Source organism: Streptomyces sp., assembly GCF_035563135.1.
Lineage (GTDB): Bacteria > Actinomycetota > Actinomycetes > Streptomycetales > Streptomycetaceae > Streptomyces.
In genome coordinates, this window is the sequence record NZ_DATMVN010000478.1 from 1 (window position 1) to 16,844 (window position 16,844).

At 67.7% G+C, this 16,844-nt stretch carries 17 protein-coding genes and 3 pseudogenes; 14 read left to right on the forward strand and 6 right to left on the reverse strand.

What is annotated here, in order from left to right; genetic code table 11:
* From VN520_RS21055 to VN520_RS21080, 6 genes and pseudogenes are all read left to right on the forward strand, one after another.
* A pseudogene (locus tag VN520_RS21055) lies at positions 1-87 on the forward strand (IS5/IS1182 family transposase); the annotation flags it as partial.
* A gap of 110 nt (positions 88-197) precedes the next feature.
* Positions 198-965 (forward strand): hypothetical protein, encoded by a 768-nt coding sequence (locus tag VN520_RS21060; protein WP_325748489.1) that lies wholly within the window; start codon positions 198-200, stop codon positions 963-965.
* A 22-nt stretch (positions 966-987) separates the two neighbouring features.
* Positions 988-1,131: pseudogene (locus VN520_RS21065) on the forward strand (replicative DNA helicase); the annotation flags it as partial.
* Between the two features lie 428 nt (positions 1,132-1,559).
* Positions 1,560-3,023 (forward strand): hypothetical protein, encoded by a 1,464-nt coding sequence (locus VN520_RS21070; protein WP_325748490.1) that lies wholly within the window; start codon positions 1,560-1,562, stop codon positions 3,021-3,023.
* A gap of 114 nt (positions 3,024-3,137) precedes the next feature.
* Positions 3,138-3,728 carry a hypothetical protein gene (locus VN520_RS21075; protein ID WP_325748491.1) on the forward strand — a complete coding sequence of 197 codons (591 nt, stop codon included), beginning with the start codon at positions 3,138-3,140 and terminating at the stop codon, positions 3,726-3,728.
* Between the two features lie 52 nt (positions 3,729-3,780).
* A complete protein-coding gene (locus VN520_RS21080; protein WP_325748492.1) occupies positions 3,781-3,972 on the forward strand; it encodes a hypothetical protein in 192 nt (63 codons plus the stop codon).
* A gap of 286 nt (positions 3,973-4,258) precedes the next feature.
* On the opposite strand, the gene VN520_RS21085 is transcribed toward VN520_RS21080, so the two are convergent.
* The 6 genes from VN520_RS21085 to VN520_RS21110 form a co-directional block, all read right to left on the reverse strand.
* Complete coding sequence (locus VN520_RS21085; RefSeq protein ID WP_325748493.1) at positions 4,259-5,560, reverse strand: competence protein CoiA family protein; 1,302 nt, start codon at positions 5,558-5,560, stop codon at positions 4,259-4,261.
* A gap of 353 nt (positions 5,561-5,913) precedes the next feature.
* Positions 5,914-7,299, reverse strand: coding sequence for a replicative DNA helicase (locus tag VN520_RS21090; RefSeq protein ID WP_325748494.1), 1,386 nt, complete (start codon positions 7,297-7,299; stop codon positions 5,914-5,916).
* A gap of 80 nt (positions 7,300-7,379) precedes the next feature.
* A complete protein-coding gene (locus VN520_RS21095) occupies positions 7,380-8,405 on the reverse strand; it encodes a hypothetical protein (RefSeq protein WP_325748495.1) in 1,026 nt (341 codons plus the stop codon).
* A gap of 74 nt (positions 8,406-8,479) precedes the next feature.
* The gene (locus VN520_RS21100) at positions 8,480-8,854 is read right to left on the reverse strand and encodes a hypothetical protein (protein WP_325748496.1); all 375 of its coding nucleotides are present in this window, start codon (positions 8,852-8,854) and stop codon (positions 8,480-8,482) included.
* A 268-nt stretch (positions 8,855-9,122) separates the two neighbouring features.
* Positions 9,123-9,665: a GNAT family N-acetyltransferase gene (locus VN520_RS21105; RefSeq protein WP_325748497.1), complete on the reverse strand. Its 543-nt coding sequence runs from the start codon at positions 9,663-9,665 to the stop codon at positions 9,123-9,125.
* Positions 9,662-10,453 (reverse strand): GntR family transcriptional regulator, encoded by a 792-nt coding sequence (locus tag VN520_RS21110; RefSeq protein WP_325748498.1) that lies wholly within the window; start codon positions 10,451-10,453, stop codon positions 9,662-9,664. The genes VN520_RS21105 and VN520_RS21110 overlap by 4 nt, the downstream gene beginning before the upstream one ends.
* A 702-nt stretch (positions 10,454-11,155) precedes the next feature.
* Here VN520_RS21110 and VN520_RS21115 point away from each other — a divergent pair.
* The 8 genes and pseudogenes from VN520_RS21115 to VN520_RS21150 all read left to right on the forward strand — a co-directional run.
* Positions 11,156-11,695 carry a WhiB family transcriptional regulator gene (locus VN520_RS21115; RefSeq protein WP_325748499.1) on the forward strand — a complete coding sequence of 180 codons (540 nt, stop codon included), beginning with the start codon at positions 11,156-11,158 and terminating at the stop codon, positions 11,693-11,695.
* A complete protein-coding gene (locus VN520_RS21120; protein WP_325748500.1) occupies positions 11,692-12,237 on the forward strand; it encodes a hypothetical protein in 546 nt (181 codons plus the stop codon). The genes VN520_RS21115 and VN520_RS21120 overlap by 4 nt, the downstream gene beginning before the upstream one ends.
* A gap of 186 nt (positions 12,238-12,423) precedes the next feature.
* Positions 12,424-12,597, forward strand: coding sequence for a hypothetical protein (locus tag VN520_RS21125; RefSeq protein WP_325748501.1), 174 nt, complete (start codon positions 12,424-12,426; stop codon positions 12,595-12,597).
* A gap of 13 nt (positions 12,598-12,610) precedes the next feature.
* On the forward strand, positions 12,611-12,826 hold the full coding sequence (locus tag VN520_RS21130; RefSeq protein ID WP_325748502.1) for a hypothetical protein: 216 nt from the start codon (positions 12,611-12,613) through the stop codon (positions 12,824-12,826).
* Between the two features lie 10 nt (positions 12,827-12,836).
* Positions 12,837-13,163, forward strand: coding sequence for a hypothetical protein (locus VN520_RS21135; protein WP_325748503.1), 327 nt, complete (start codon positions 12,837-12,839; stop codon positions 13,161-13,163).
* A gap of 116 nt (positions 13,164-13,279) precedes the next feature.
* Complete coding sequence (locus VN520_RS21140) at positions 13,280-13,861, forward strand: DUF6197 family protein (RefSeq protein ID WP_325748504.1); 582 nt, start codon at positions 13,280-13,282, stop codon at positions 13,859-13,861.
* Positions 13,862-13,950: 89 nt separating this feature from the next.
* Positions 13,951-16,344: a hypothetical protein gene (locus VN520_RS21145; protein WP_325748505.1), complete on the forward strand. Its 2,394-nt coding sequence runs from the start codon at positions 13,951-13,953 to the stop codon at positions 16,342-16,344.
* 237 nt (positions 16,345-16,581) lie between these two features.
* Positions 16,582-16,844: pseudogene (locus VN520_RS21150) on the forward strand (hypothetical protein); the annotation flags it as partial.

The following is a 16,844-nucleotide window of genomic DNA, read 5'->3' on the forward strand; positions in this document are numbered from 1 at the left end:
TCCGAAGCCATGATCCACCTTGCGATGATCAACCTCATGACCCGCAGACTCACCGCCGAATCCACCCCAACATGGCGGGGAGCATGAATCATCCGCAACCACGCAATCAGGGATGAAACAACGGGACGAAACACCCTCTGAACCTGGCGGCCAGGACCGTCGCCGCGGAACTCGACCCCGAAGTCGCCCGCCCGTGGTTGCTGGGGCTACGGGACGCCATCAACGAACAGGCACAGCAGCCAGACGCCGACCCGCAGACCTCCGCCTGGGCCGCCGGCGTCGTCAGCGCTTCCCTCACGCACCTGGAAACCGGGCTCGAGGACTACTTCAACTCCGTAGAAGCGGTTCCACCACCGCCCGAGCCTGGCTCCGCCCAACACCACGACGACAGCCTGGAGGAGGATGCCGACGACCCGGACGAAGCCGAAGCGGACTGCGGCACCGAGGACGAAGACGAACCGGAGTCAGAGCAGAGCGGGGACCCGGACGACACGGCCCCCCTGCCTCCCGCTCCCGCACCGCACCGCAACCGCAGTCGCGGCCCCAGGACTTTCCATGCTCACCCCATCACCAGTCCGGTCGCACGGGCCGCCCTGACCACTGTGGCGCTCGTCCACCTGGCGCTCGTAGCCTTCGTGACCGGCAGCACCGCCTACTCCTCCGACGACTTCACCGGACCAACCTCCTGGCTCCTGCCCCCGACAATCGTCCTCTTTCATCTCTTGATCGGGCTCCTCTACGGCCACCGCAAAATGCCCCTGTCACTGATGGCCGTGGTGCTACCACCCGCGATCATCGTGATGACGGTGCTGTGCGCCGTGAGCTTCAGCAACATGCACGGCGTACACCTCAACCCCGTCGCCCTGGGCGCAGCATGGGCCAGCATCTTCTCGCCCGGCCTCCTGGCCCTCACCTACGCCGTCCGCGCCTGGCTCGGCCAGATCCAGTACGTCGACACCAAGTGATTTGGAGAACGCCAAGGTCGGAAGGCCCGACATGGACGAGTCAGAGTTACCGCGCGCTGGCAAGGGCGACCTCAGCATCGAGAAGAGCGGGTTCGGCCCGACAGTAACGGTCACGGCCGCAGCCCAGCTGCACTACTCCCGGTTCGTCGACATGGCGCAGACCTGACCGAAGCTTTGTGGCCGGTTGAGCTGACCGGCTACAGCAGTCACACACCGTCGATATGCTGACGATTCATCGTGCGAGGGGACACCATGGGCAAGCGGGACAGGCGTAGGAAGCGTGAACGGGCCAAGGCGAAAGGGACACCTGCCACGCGCGCGCCGTCTCCGAAACAGCCGCCTCGCCTGCTGTACCCGAACGCAGCCGCCCCCCTCGTAGAGATCCACATCGACGAGAACGCAGACGCCGAAACGCAGGCGTTGTGCCACGGGTACTGGGAGTTCTCCGAGCCTGGCACATGGACGCGTCCCGTCGCGTCCCTGGGATCCACGAGCCACGTCTACAAGGCAGTCAAGGGAGCCGCGTACGCCTCACTCCTCACCGTTCTGTGCCCAGAGTGCACCGCTCCCAGCAAGGTGACCTCCCGGTCAGAGATGGCAGCCACCGGGCACTGGGCGCCGGACATGCCGACCGACCCCGTCACGGCACGATCGGTCTGCTCCGATTGCTCCGCAGCGGCCAATGCCGTACGCCAGCAAGAAGCAGCCGCGGCCAAGGAACGCCAGGACGCGCAGAAGGCTCGCCGGGTCGAGAACGCCTTGGAATGGCTGGAGCAGGAACAGGAGACTGAGATTGCCTCTGGGTTCCCCTCCGTGACCGCCGCGCTCTCCCTTCTGGCCATCACAGAGATCATGACCAAAACCAGCAGCAAGGCGGTAGGTCCGTTCGGCAAGCTCGACTACACGCTCACCGGCGCAACGGACGGCGATGTGGACGTCCTGCGCGAACTGCATCAAGAACGCTGGCTGGTCCCCACGCCGCCCACCACCCTGGATGCGGTGGCGTTCAACGACGACGACTCCGTTCGCGCCGTGTACATCAAGCTGATCCCTTGGACCCTGCCCAGGTGGATGGGTAGCGAGGAGGGAAGGAACAAGTACGCCAAGACCGCCATGGAAGTGCACCTCGAGCGCAACCCGGAGGACATTCGCAAGGCGCTCATCGACGTCGAGACCAACATGGTCATCGACTATCTGAACGGGCTTCTGGGGCGGAAGTACCGGGAGGACCCCATCCCCGAGCACCGGCTTCCGGACGCGCACACCACGGTCAAGGACGCCTTGGCCGCCGGATTCACGCTGGAGCAGCTTGTCGCCGTTGCCTGGAGCGCTACCGCGGGGTCTGTGGCCTGGGGACAGCGCACCCCTGGACTCAAGCCAGGCTCGGTCGCTGCCGCGACCGTGACGAACCTGTCCCGCCGTATTGGATACGCCAGCGACCGCCCCGTCCCGGAGTACGAGCTGCCCAACTGGGTGCCACGTCCCGCAGTGCATGCAGTCGCCCTACGCATGCAGGCCAGGTGCGACACACTCGCCAAGGCCATGAGCACATTCTTTGATCTACAGCACCGGGTTAACAGCCGACAGGCACACGAAATGGAAGCCGACTTCGCTCCACACCAGTTCCCCCGGCAGCAGGAGAACTTCAAGGGGCTGGTGGAAGACCTGCGCTCCGCCCCGCATGCCAAGGCGGAAAACCCGATCTCGTACGCGGTCCTATCCCCCTCCGGGGTTCTCACCTTCGAACACGGAACGCCCTCCGAGATGCGTAACAGTGTCACCGGGCCAGGCAGCGGATTCGTGGACCGAATCATGATCGAGGGCACGCCAACCGTGAACGCGTACGTGGGAGAGCTGGTCCCCGCCACCTCGGAGAACAGGAACACGATCGGGGTCGAGATGATGGCGCTGCTCGGTGAACCGCAGGACGTCGTCCTGGGGTCGATCGCCTTCTTCGCTGTCACGCCCACAAGCAAAACGCCTCGCGGTCTCGATGCCGAGCAGCAGGCGCTCCTCCGAGCCGCCCATGACGCTGTGACAGCCCCGCTCCACAGCTGATTCGGCCCGGGTGAAGAACTCGGCAGCCAACGGGACGACCCCAGCACATCCGGGTTGGGGGCATTGTTGCGCAATGCCCGGACAAGCCAGGTCAGAGGCGACAAGACTGGCCGCATGACTACCGACCCCGACGCACCGCCCCACACACTCCTGCCCTACGGCCCCGGCAACCGGTGGACGTTCGCCTACAAGGGCAACGGCTACGAGAAGACCGAGGAACTCGCCCTCTACGCCGAACCAAACGGCAGCACCCTCACCGACGACTACCTTGCCAACGAGATCAGCGCCGAAGCTCTCTGGCAGATGTGGGTCGACGAATGGGCCGACTTTTACCACAAGCGGTGGCCGAACCTGTACCGGCCCGGCGAGGTCCACATCTCCTGGTACGTCACCACACCTGACATCACCGGCACCTTCGAAGGTGCACCGCACATCACGGACTGGCGCACCCTGCCTGGCCAGCTCGACGCGGACAGGGGCCAGGAGGACTTCCTGACGCACTACACGCACCCGACTCATGTGGTCACCAGAGAGCGGCTGAACTGGCTGCGCCTTCCCGTTGTCGACCGCGGGTGGAACAGCGGCGCCTCGAACAAGGGCGGCTTCATTCAGCAGGCCACAGGGTGGAAGCCGTCCCCGCTGCAGCCCACCATGGACGTCCGCCAGATCGGGGCCGCCGCCGGCCTGTACGTACCCCCGCTGTAACCCGCACATCCAGCACTCAGCCGCGCTCCCAGTCGTCACAGGAGGGGCTCACATGGCCTTCAGCAAGGCCCGCGCCATCGCCGTATTCGGAAAGAACGACGCCGGCGGTGTCGCCTGGCCCTACGGAGTCGGGGCAACGATCCCCAATCCGACGTGGTCGCCGGTACAGCACAGAGCCCACCTCGAGGACCGGGAGGAAGCCAAGCGGCTCGTTTTCGACTGGGCGCAGAAGTACGGGCTGTGAAGGACCGGCAATCCCCGCGTGCGCGGGGAGCGGAGCGACCGGTTCCTCGGCCGTCCGTGGCTCCCGGGACATCCCCAGTGCGCGGGGAGCAGGTGACGCTGTGCGCCCCCGTTCTGGCCGCCGTTGGGCCATCCCCGCGCCCGCGGGGATGGCCTCACAGTAGTTGCCCGTTCGTCTCGTCATCCGAAGCAGGCGTGCGGGCTGGTCTGCGTCCGCAGTGCGGGCCGAACGCGAGGCCCCGGATGCGGGAGGCCGGGGTGCACAGACCCTCCCGAGGTGTCGCGGGTCAGGTATTTTTCAAGGATTTCCAACTAGCTAGTGCGGCGGAAACGGCAGACTCTTTGGGATCAGCTGGCAATATGACCCCTTTATCGAGATCGAACAGCCACGCATTATTCACCCCTGTCAGTCGCTCGCGGTAGGCGACAGGAAATGCTACTGGGATATCGTGGACCCACCTTTGGCTACCAAGAATATCAGGGCACACCACGACAAAGGGTTCTTTATCCCGAATTGTCCCGAGTACGCTGTCCCAGCGGTAGCCAAAAAAAGCCAGGCCGTCTAAGTAATCTGGGCGCACTCGGATACTAAAGTCACTTCGTGAGCGTGTGGCATTGTTGTTGAACTGCTTCAGTATCAAGTCTTCTACGCCAGATATGTTCTCAATCCCTGTCCGAGCACGGAATGCCGCTCGGGGATCATTGGCGCGAATCTTCGCAATACGGGCCTGCTCACGATGGTCGTCATCCTGCTTGCGGTCGATATCCATGTACTGCAGGGCTGTCCACCATACGAGCCAAGGCTCCCGGGCTGATCCGACCCACTCTGCTGGCCAGAGCCGGCCATCACTGTCATGCACCGCCTTAGCCTTAGATAGGGGCCGATGTGCTCCCATCCTTCCGTTCAAAATCCATGCCACGGCGTCCGTGAGATTCACGTCTTCGACCGAAACCCATTGCTGAAACGACGAACCTTGATGCATCACCAGCATGCGCGCGATCCCGGCGCTCACGGCCCAATGGGCCCTCCCGGCGTCAGGAGGGCTGACCAACAGCGAGGGAACACGTCCAGCCCACGAGCTTAGCGCCACCCCGAACCAGCAAACGGCGACACCGTCTCGCTCGTATCGGTCCGTGCGTGCCTGGATGCTTTCGGGAGTGATCGGTGAGAGCTGTGCTTCGAGGGCAACGCGCCGTGTGCCGTCAGCACTGGTCGCCATGACATCAGCACGCCAGGAGCGATCTGGAGCGGCAACTTCATACTCGGCGTGGAATCCTGCAGCGCGGGCCGCCTGGGCAAGCTCCAGCTTGAGCATGTGATGTTCAATGGACTCGCCCCCCGCCAAAGCGCATTGAGGGACCCGCGGCCCATGGCGAAAAAAGCGCAGGCCACGCGGAGAGCGCACAGGGGTCATAGTGTGCCGGCACTCTCGGCAGGTAAGAGGAGCCCGCGGGCGGGCTTGATGCACAGTGTCCCAGGACTTGCCGCAACCGAGATCGAGGAGCGTCGAGTCGACGTTTCCCCACTCTTCGTGCCACACCATGAACGCCAACGCGCAACTCCGCTCTCTGCGGGAGTCATTCGCCATTACGTTACTGGGCGACCGTGCAACCGGAGAGCCCTTCTCGTGATTACGGGTCTGGCCGCTCCGGCTCTCGGATCGGGTGGTTTCGCCAGTCGTGCCGCCGCCCCGGGGCCGACCAGCCGACGCCGGCAGGCGGCCACAGTTTCTGGCTGTATCCGGTTCCAGCTGACGTCGCGTAAGTCCGACGGCGAGAGCGGCCGTCCGAAACCAGGAGGAGCCCCTGTGGCCGCATGATCGGCTACGCGGGGCCCTGGGGCGCGATCTCCACCTCTAGAAGCCCCGGGGGCTGCGTGGTGGAGATCGTCAGCGAGAGGCCCCTTCAAGGGCCTTGTAGAGCGGTCAGCGGATGGCAAGGCTCAGGCCGACTGCATGTCGATGAAGCGGCTGTAGTGCAACTGAGCGGCTGCGGAGACCGTAGCCCGAGGCCCGAACCGGTTCTTCTCAATCACGAGATCGACCTCACCAGCTCGCGGCGATTCGGGTTCATCCATGTCCGGACGTTCCACCTTGATCACCACCGAGGCGTCGTTCTTGATGGCCCGTGACTCGCGGACCATGCCGTCGTCGTTGAGCTGGGAAAGGGCGATGACATGGCAGTCCAGGTCAACCGACAGGTTCTTCAGACCGCGCGAGACGGCGGCGACGGCCTGTTCGCGGGTGATGTTGCGGGTCTGCTCGACCTCGACAAGTTGAAGGTAGTCGACGACCAGGACGTCGAGGCCGTCCTTACGTACGCAGGCGCGGGCAGCGGACTCGATGTCGCGAAGGGCGGCATGGTCGGGGCGGTGGATCCGCAGCGGCAAGGTGCGGAACAACTCGCGGCCAAGGCGTTCCACTTTCTTCCAGTCTTCGGAGGTGAGGCCGTCCATGCGGGTCAGGTGGTGCAGGGCGAGGGAGCCCTCGGCGGCGACGATCTTGTGCATGAGCTCCGTGCTGCTCATCTCCAGGGAGGAGAACATCACCGTGGCGCCGTTCTTGGCAGCTGCCACGGCGGCGTTCAGGGCGAGGGTGGATTTGCCGACGCCGGACTGGGCGGCGATGACTGTGACGTTCTGGGGGTGCATGCCCGAGGTCATCGCGTCCAGGTCGGCGATGCCGTAGGAGAGACCGAGCTGGCGTCCGTTCTGGATCTCCTCGAGTTCGGCGACGTAGTCGAGGTAGATGTCGTCGACGAGCGGCGGGGCGTCCCTGAGGCCTGGGGTTCCGGCGACGATCGCGGTCAGTTCCTGCTCGACCAGGCCGCGCACGTCGGCTTCGTCGCCTTCCTCGCTGTAGGCGTACTGCAGGATCTTTTGGGCCGATTCGATCGCGGCCCGGCGGTAGGCCTTGGCCCGCACGATCTCCGCGTAGCGGGGCCCGTTCGCGGCCGTAGGCACCGCCTGGATGCAGGCGTGCAGGTACGGGGCTCCGCCGACTTTGGACAGCTCACCGCGCTCGACGAGTTCCGCGGCGACGGTGACGACGTCGACCGGCTCCCCGGCTTTGTGCAGGTCGCAGATCGCGCGGTGGATCACCGTGTGGGCCGGCTTGTAGTACTCCTCCGCGATGATGCCCGTCTCCAGGGTCTCCGCGAAGTAGCGCTGGGAGGCGCCCATGCTGGTCATCAGGGTGCCAAGCGTGGCCTGCTCGGCTTCCAGGCTCTGCGGGGGCGTACGGAGGAAGTCTGCCTGGTCGGTGTGCGGACGGGGCTCGTCGAGGTGGGCGGTGGGGCGCTGTGCGGGCAGATCATGGGTGCTGGACACTGGTGGTCTCCTGTTCGGTCAAGCGTTCAGGGGAAATCGCGGGCCGCTCCCATGCCGGGGAGTGGCCCGCACTGGTTGGGTCAGGCCGGCACGGCCATGGCACAGGGGATACAGCGGCTCCCCGCGCGGTACTGCGGGTGTTTGGGGCACATACCGTCTGCGGTCGAGCCGGGCGCCAGCGTCGTGGCCACGACCGCGTAGCGGGGCAGGTTCGGAATCCGGTCGCCCGCCAGCAGGCGGTACGGGTTGGTGATCTTGTGCGGGTTTTTCGTCAGCTGCCGGGTGAGTAGCGCCCGGTCCACCGCGTGGATACCCGGCCAGCCCTGCACAGCCATCGCACCGAGGAGCTTCGGCGCCAGCTTGGACGCGTTGAGCTTGCCCTGGGTCCACGGATCGGGCAGCAGTTCCAGGACGTCGGCCGCGGCCTGGAGATCTTCTTCGGCGTAGCCAGCCTCCCCCTCCTCCCTCGGTGACGGCAGCGATGAGTTGCCGCTGTGGCTCGTGAGGGGGTTGGGGGAGGAGGTAGTTACCTCCTCCGGGGGGTGTGGGGGGTTTCCGGCATTGCCGGAAGTGGACTTGACCTGCGGAAACGCGCTTCCGGCATTGCCAGTTCCGGCAATGCCAGTTCCGGCAATGCCGGAAGTGGACTTGACCTGCACAGACTGTTGTTTTGCACCCTTTTGGGCTACATGGCTTCCGGCATTGCCAGTTCCGGCATTGCCGGAAGTGGTGCTGACCTGCGGAAACAGTGCCGAATCGGCGATCTCGGTCCCCTTCGGTGCGTCGGGGTTCCATGACGGCCAGTCGTAGAACTCGTAGGCCGTCCCGGTCGGACGCCCCTTCTCGTCGCGAGGGGTGATCCTGCGGATGTAGCCCTTCTCGCGAAGGCGCGCGAACGAGTCGTAGACCGCGTTCTTCCCGACCAGTGCGGAGCCGTTGCCGGCGCGCACACCCAGCTCCCGGAGGCGCTCCAGCACTGTCAGAGGAGTTACCCGCAGCAGCCCGGCGTCGGGTCCCTGCCGCGTCTGCTCGGCCAGCATGAACATCAACTGGATGACGATCTTCGTGTCCAGAGGGGCCGTCAGCGCGTAGGGGCCGAACTCCATGTGGGCGTGAACCTGGACGCTTGCTACCGGGCCCCGGTGGGTGATGGCCCCTGTTTCGTGAATCTCCTCCATGGTCACAGCTCACCGCCCAGCGCGCCGCTGCGGTCCAGGAAGGCCAGTGCGCGGGTGACATCATTCAGGAGCAGAGGGCTCTCGCCGTCAGCGTCGCGGATGCCTCGTTCGCTCAGTGACGCCCAGATGTCCTCCGGGGCGCACGGGAGTCCGTCCTTCGCGCGGAAGCGCCAGTTCAGGAGGACAACCAGGCGCAGAGGCTCGGCGCCGCACAACTGCAGCTCGTCGAAGCTGAGGTCGATGGCGTCCGCAGGGTCGGTGACTACCGGACGGTCCGCGATGGTGAAGACGGCGTTCTCGAAGTCGTCCTCGGCGGCCTGGGCGGCCGAGGAAATCGCCGCCGAAGGCCGGCGCTCGGGGTGGTGCGGGCGGTGCATGTGGGTGGATCTCCCCTGATAGGGGAGCCGTGACCAGCAGATGTGACCTGACAGGAGACCCAGATGGTGGCGCCCCGGGAGGCGGAGCGCTTAACCTGGGTACAGGTGACTACGCGGACCGAGAGGTCCACGGGCATCACCCCGGCGAGGTCACCTCACCGGACACGACTCGGATGCTTGGCGGCTGCGAGTCGGTAGCTAGGAAGCCGTTCTCTCCCGGCCAGGAGAGGGCGGCTTCGCTCGTTCTATGGGGATCGGGCGAATTTCTTCACGGAGATATCCTGTCACTGGAAGTCACCAGGCCGTGTGCGGAATGTTTGGCTGCTCGCTGAGCCACCCACCCGGAGACCACGCTTGGATCCTTTGACGTGCGGACGTGATCGAAGCCGTGGGCTTCGTAGTAGGCATGCAGTCGCGGGTTGGTAGTCCACGCGTCGAGACGCAACCACCGAGCACCTTCGCGAGCAGCCCGATCTCCTGCCCAGTCAAGAATGCGAGAACCCAGGCCCGTGCCGGCGTACTCGCGATCGACCGTCAGCTTGTGTACGTAACGGGCCGGGTCCGCGCGCTCCTCGGCTGTCCACAGGCGCTCGTCGGCATCCTGGTCAAGCGTGACTGTCGCTGCAGCGTCGACGCCAGGTCGCGTTTTCACCATGAAGACTTCGCCTGCTCGGATGCTAGCGAGGATGTGTTCAGCCGGGAACGGATTCGCCCACTGGTCAATGCCCTGGGCTCCGAGCCATATTGCGGTGTCATGTCGGAACTTCAAGAGACGAGGCAGGTCTGCTTCCTCAGCAGGAACGATGATCATTCGGCACCCCAGTTGGAACGAGGCCTCTCCTCGAAGTCCTGGGGATCTTTCACTCGCTCGTAAACGATCACATGCCTATCACCAGGCACAACGTTGATGGTGACCTGCACAGGTGAATCGTCTGCAGCGAAGGTCGTTACGACATGTTCCGCGACGGGTGTACCGGGGCCGAGCTGGAGTCGCCGCACCTCCTCAGGAGTTGGCATCCGCACGTAAATTTCGTCAAGTGCTCTGACGAGTTCCTTGCCCAGCTCCGCAAGGACTTGGTTGGTGCCGCGTGCGACATCGGCCGGGGTCATCCACTCGCTCCCCTCTACGAGAGACAACGCCGCGTAGGAGTCGTTGAGGTTGTAGGCCTCACCATCCAACCGGCGAGTGCGTCGTCGTACAGCTACCAGGTCTGCTGCGTCGAGTTGCAGACGCTGTCGGACAGCGACGCTGGGTTCGACGATGGACACCTCAATATCCTGCGCCGGCCGACGCTCGTCGCCCTCAGCTGCCAGCAGGTGCGTGTAGATGTCGACCTCTGGCGGCTTGCGCCGAAACTCGCTCTGCGGGCGGTACACCAGAGGGCGAATCTCTCGGACGAAGTAGCCCTTGGGCCGCTGAGGCACGATCAAGCCTTCATTGACCAGCAGCGATAGGCCTTGCCGCACTGTTGATCGGGCGCTCGTGCCGTACTTCTCGCGCAGGTCGGCCTCGGTCGGCAGTTTGCTGCCTGGCGGCAGGGTGCCATCGGCGATCTGCTCGCGCAGGTCGTCAGCGATGCGCTGGTAGATCGGCTTCATAGCTCATATCTACCCGCCTGATCCTGCATTGTCCAGTCAATGCAAACTTTCCGCGCGTTCGCCTTGACGGGCAGGGACTCCCGGTGTCAGCATCGTCACGCCAGGCATTGTCTGGTCAATACGAATCATCCCTGTGATGCGTAGTGGCTGGTCATTGGTACGCCCGGAGAGGCCCCGAGAGGGGTTCGAAGGAAGCGTCGCTGGCTTGAGAACTCCACAGCGTGATCCACCACCGCAGTCCCGGCTGAACACAACGGCCGGGGGTGAGTGGAGAACGGTCGTGAGGTGCCATTACCGCTGGTGGTGGCAGTCCACGCGCAGACCGCCGGGCGCAGCCATCTGCGGCCAGGACGTGATCCGTCCAGGTGCGTATTACCGGTGGTCAATGCGGAGGGTGGGCACCCTCACGACGCTAAAGAACGACGCGGCAAACCTTCACCGCCCATATCCCGTCCGGACGGATCTCCCGGACGGCTCGCGGTCCGCGTCTCACGAGATCTGGCCCCGGAGCTGGGAAACCGGGCGCCGTGCCAACACCCACCTTCTTGTAGCCCTGCGCTACCCGTGGCCGCCACCCCGCACTTCGCGTGCGGGGCGGCGACTCGCGGGGGGCCAGCAGGGCCTCAACGCGACGAACCCCCTGGGGGGCCACCCGGGGGGTTCGTCTTCGCAGCTCACCCTGTCTCGAAGGGAAACATGCGCATGCCCAGGATGACATCCGCACTGGCCCGGCACACGCGCCGGGCCGTACTTCAGGCCGCGGTCGATGCCGGTGCCCGCTGCACCGGCATGGACCCCGACCTTTGGTTCCGCGCCGATGACGAGCCGGACACCGACTGGCACGCCCGCCGCCTCGAGGCGATCCGCCTCTGCATCAGCTGCCCGATGCGGGCCGCGTGCGAGGAGCTCGCCCTGCGCGACGGCGACGGCGAAGCGGAGGCCGACGAGCTGGTGCGCGCCGGCCTGACCGGCCCCGAGCTCGCTGCCGTCCGCGACCACCAGGCCGAGCGCCTGGCCGTCGCCGTCGACCTCGACCGAGACACCGAAGGCCACCAGCTCGACGAGCTCACGACCAAGCTGCGGTTCGCCGCGACGAAGAACCCCGACAAGTCCGCGGCCACCGTGCGCACGGTGGCCGTTTCCCGGGCAGCGCAGAACGCCGAGGTCCGGAACCTGGCCACGCAGATCCGCCAGATCCGCACCGCCCGCCGCGCCCGCAACGGCTGGGAGGTCGCGGCATGAACACCACTCTCCTCGACCTCACCACGGGCCACGCGACCGGCATGTGCCCGACCTGCGGCGGGAACTTCGAGACATGCCGCTGCACCGGTGCTGTCCCTCCGGTGCCGCACGCCGAGCGCGACGAGACCGACAGCGCCTTCCACCAGCTCGTCGACCGCCTGGTCACGGACGGCGACACCCGCGCCGAGTCCGCCGGCCGCCAGGCGCGCCGCACCCTGGCCGAGATGGTGCCGGGGGGCTACGAACGGCAGCCGGTACTCCTGCTCACCCGCCCGCTGACCTTCCGGTCGGCGAACGACGCGTGCCCGCTGTGCGGGTACTGGACGTGCCGCTGCGGCGCTGTCGCCCCGGCCCCGCAGAGCACCGGCCAGGTGCAGTGCGACACCTGCGGCACATGGTTTGGCTACGCCGGGTGGACTTGCTCCGCCTGCCAGCAGCTCAGGGCGATGGAGCCGACACCGCACGAGCGTGACGGCCGTACCGAGCCGGCGCCGGCACCGGCTCGCCCGCACTCCGCCGTACCCGAACGGCACCAGCCCTGACCCGGCACATACCTGCCGCCCGCGCCGCGCAGCACCTCGCGGCGCGGGCGGCCACCGTATGCGGCCTGGCCCACCCACTGACCCACATCCTGCTCGCGGCCGCAGCCACGGCGGCCGCCAGGGCGTGGGAGGCCGGCCACCGCGTCACCGACCTCCACCCCGCACGAACTGATCGGAAACCTGCCGGTGGCTGACAGCCTCCACACCCGCTACATGGCCGCGTCCGACACCTGGCGCACCCACCGCAAGAGCTGCGAGCCCTGCGCCGACGGCCGCCGTCGCTGTACGGCTGGCGCCCGGCTCTGGGACCGGTTCTGCGACCTCCAGGACACCTACCTCAACCACCTGCGCACCCGCTGACCAGGAGGACACCGTGCCCGACATCTGGAAGGGGCGGCCCCTGCCCGATCGGGGCCCCGCCTACACCGACCTGCACTACCGGCTCTACGACGAGCGGACCGGACAGGTCCTCAGCATCAACAGCACCAACAGCCTGGCCGACGTCGCGGCCGACGTGCTGCGCACCCAGCGCGAGAACCCCGACGCCGTTGTCGTCGCCGTCGAGTACGACGGCCCCGCCTGGACCTGAGGAGTACGCAATGACGCGCACGCTCACGACCGACACCTTCCGCGACCAGCACGGCGACCCCGCCACCTGGTCCGCCGCTGACCTGGACGCCTACGTGGTGATCGGTGAGATCGCCCCGCCTCCCCCTCCGCTCTGCACCCACCGTGAGATGCAGGCCGAGGCCGAGGCGTGGGAGGCGTCGGCGGCCGGCCAGCAGCGCCTGGCCGACGAGCTGGCCCGCCAGGGCCACACCATCGCCGCCGGTATCCACCGGCGCGGTGCGCAGGACGCACGGCAGCACGCGGCCGCCGCCCGGCTCGGCTGGCCGTACTACGAAGCGTTCCTCAACGGCTGGTGACAGCCGGTCTGACGGTTGCCTGATCCGCGAACCACCTCTCGCCATCCGGCGCTGGGGCGGCTCGCGGTGACGGGGAGCCGGACAGCCCGGACCCGCTAGCCCTGAGAGAGGCTCACATGCCCAAGACCACGCCCAAGACGACGACCTCCCCCGCTGCCCCGTTCACCGACGCCACGCTGCGCACGGCGCAGGAACTCGTGGTCGATTCCTACGGGTCGGTGTGGACCGGCCCGTCCGGTGAGGAGTCCTCCGGCGAGGCCGTGGCTCGCCACCTGGACGCCACCGTCACCTTGCTCGACAAGGACGGCTGGAGCCGCGTCCACACCTACAACCGGGACCGGGACCAGTCCAGCGAAGCGAACCCCGCCGACGACGAGTCCATGACGGTCAAGCAGATGGTCCGGGCGCTGCTGCGGTTTATCCACGAGGACATCGACCTCGACCCGCGGCGGACCCTGGACACCGCGCTGCGCCACGTCGGCGAGAACGGCGTGGACGGCGATACCGACACCGACCGCGTGGCGGGCTACGTCCTGGACCGGCTGATCCAGGCCCACACCGGATCGCCCTCCGCCCGCGCCACGGCGTGGTCGGAGCGCCAGCACCGCACCCACGCCGACATCACCGCCCTGCTGCACGCCGGTGCCCGGTTCGCCCGCACCTACGGTCCCGCCCTGGCCCCCGGCCGGGCCGCCTGACCCCCTGTCCCGCCGCCGTACGCGCGTCGGCCCCGCCAGACCGTGGCGGGGCCGACGCGCGTGGCTCCCCGTATATAAGGAGAACTCTCGTGGCGACCGCCGCCCGTACGAAGGCCCCGGCCCGGCGCAAGCCGGCCCGGGCCCGGAAGAACACCCCGCCCAAGCCCACCACGACGAGCACGCCGCCAGTGGAGCCCGTTGCCCGGGTCGAGGCCGATCCGGTTGTCGCGGACGCCCGCGACCGGGCCGCCGACGCCGCCGGCCTTCTCCTGGACCAGGCCCACACCGACACCGCCCGCCTCCTGGGCGATGCCGAGGCATGTGCGGTTGCACTGACCGAGGACGCCCGCCGTGAGGCCGAGGCGCTCCGCACGCATGCGGAGGCGATGGCCCGGCAGGTGCTGGACGAGGTCGTCGAGGAGACCGGCCGGCGTCTGGCCGAGGCGGCCGGTGATGCCGTCGCCGTGAAGGAGCAGGGGCGCACGGAGGCCGAGCAGCTGCACACCGAGGCCCGCGCGTATGTGGCCCGCCAGCGCGCCGAGGCCCGCGCGCATGCGGCCCGTCAGCGCGCCGAGGCCGCCGTCGCCGCCAACAAGATCGAGGCCCAGGCGAAGGACCAGGCCGGGCAGATCGTCGCCGCGGCGCGTGAGGAGGCCGAGGAGATCCTGGACCGGGCCCGCGCCGAGGCGGACAGCATCACCCAGGCCGCCACCGAGTCCGCAGACCAGGTGGCCCGCGAAGCGGCAGAGGCGGCCCGCGCCCGGCTGCAGAGCGCGGCGGCAGAGGCGGCCGGGCAGGTCGCAGCAGCCGAGCGGCGCTCCGGCGAGATCCTGGCCGCTGCCGAGAAGGACGCCGCCGAAGTCGAGGGCCGGGCCGAGGCCGAGGCCTCTCAGCTCCGCGAGGACACGGGACGGGAACAGGAGGCGGCCCGGCAGTCGGCGGCGCGGGTGCGGAAGCTGGCCGAGGAGGACATCGCCCGGCTGAAGGCGACGGCGGCCGAGGACGCCGAGCGCCTCACCCGTCATGCCCGGGATGAGGCCGACCGCATCCTCGCCAAGGCGGGCACCCAGAAGGACACCGATCTGAAGGAGGCCGCCGAGGTCCTGGCCCGCGCCCGGGTGCGGGAGGCCGACGCCGAGGTCACGCTCAAAGCCGCGCACGACAAGGCGGCGGAGGCCGCGGAGCGGATGCGGCGGGCCCTGGACCGTACCGAGCGGCGTATCGAGCGCAAGCGGCTGAAGACCGAGGCACGCGATCAGCGCCGCGAGTCCCGTGATGCCCGTACGGCAAAGGCCCGGGAGCTGCGAGCCGCCGCCCGGGCCGGGAAGCCGACCCGTGCGGAGCGGCTGAAGAAGTTCGTGCTCGTCAACGCGGAGAGGCTGCTGGTGATCCTGCCGATCACCGCGCCGATGGCGGTCGCCTGGACCGGGCAGGCCGGATTCGCCAAGGACATCCTCGGCTGGGAGGCGCCCTGGACGGTCCTGTTCGCGGCCGCGTTCGAACTGTCCACCGCGTTCGTGGGCTGGATGTACCACCAGGCCCGCAAGGACGGCGACGCCGGCACCCTGTACCGGGCAGCCACCTGGATCTTCGCCATGGGCGCCGCGCTGATGAACTTCTGGCACGCCTCCGGGGTGCCGCAGCCGGGCACCCGGGTCTGGGACGCGGCGGCCCGCCAGTTCGTCCAGGAGGTCACCTACTGGCACTTCACCCCCAAGGCCATGGCGTTCGCCACGATGTCGATCGTCGGCATGGCCCTGTGGGAGCTCTACGCAACCCTGCTGCACCGCCGCACGCTCCGCGCCGGCGGCAAGGTCGCCCAGGCCCGCCCCTCGATCGGCATGGTGCGCTGGCTGCGCTACCCGCGCCACGCGTTCACCGCGTGGTCCCTCGCGATCACCGACGCGTCTCTGACGACCCTGAACCACACCTGGTACGCCGCCGAACGCGAACTCACCCACCAGCGAAACCTGCGCTCCGCACGCCGGGGTTCGCCGCTCCCGGCGACCTACCGGGTTCTCCCACTGAACGGTTCGCTGAACCCGGGTCAGGTTCCGAACCTCTTCGTGAACCTGGTCCGAACCGACCTGTCGAACCAGGCGAACGGTGAGCTGAACCCGAACCGCCCCGCCCTTCCCCCGCCGCCGAACACGAACCACTCCGGCGCGAACCACCGGTTCGGCAACAACGGAACCCCCCTTCCCCCCGGCGCACCACGAACCAGCGGTGCCCCGGATGACGGGCGGGTTCCGAACCAGCAGAACGCGAACAGCGAACCGGACCGGGACGGAACCGCGAACCTCACCAAGCGTTCCCAGCGGCAGGCCGAACAGGTCGAACAGGTTCTGAACCTCATCGACGAACTCGGCTACGACAACGTCAAACTCCCGCTCGTCCAGGAGCGAACCGGCATGACCAAGACCACCGCCTACCACCGCCTCAACGACGCCCGCGACGCCTACAACCAGCGCGCAGCGGGCTGAGCCGAACCCGGGTTCGCGAACCAGAAGCGCAGGTTCGCGAACCCGCCGCCGCCCTCCGAACGTCCTGACCGCGCATGGCCGCACCCAGCTCCCCGCCCCTGCCGCCCGGCTCTTCCACCGGGCCGGCCGGGGCGGGGCTCTGGTAGCGGGCCACGGCCGTCAGGCCGGCCAGCCGCTCCCGGCCCGCTTTCTCAGGGCCCGGCCGGGAGCGGCCCTACTCCCGAAGGAGCCTCACCAGTGTCCGACACCAGCACGAAGGCACCGCCCGAGCCCACCACGGTGGTGGCCGATTCGGACGGGCAGACCACCCCGATCGAGATCACCCTCAACCAGACCCCCGCCGACGACACCAGCAAGGACAGCGTCGGCAAGGCGTCGCGGACTCCGGTCCGGGCACTGCCGCTGGCCCTGTTCGGCACCGAGGCCGCCGCCACCGGCGGGGCCGCCCTGTACGGGGCGGCCGGACCCCTCGGCCTGGTGACCGCTGCCGGAGTGGTGGC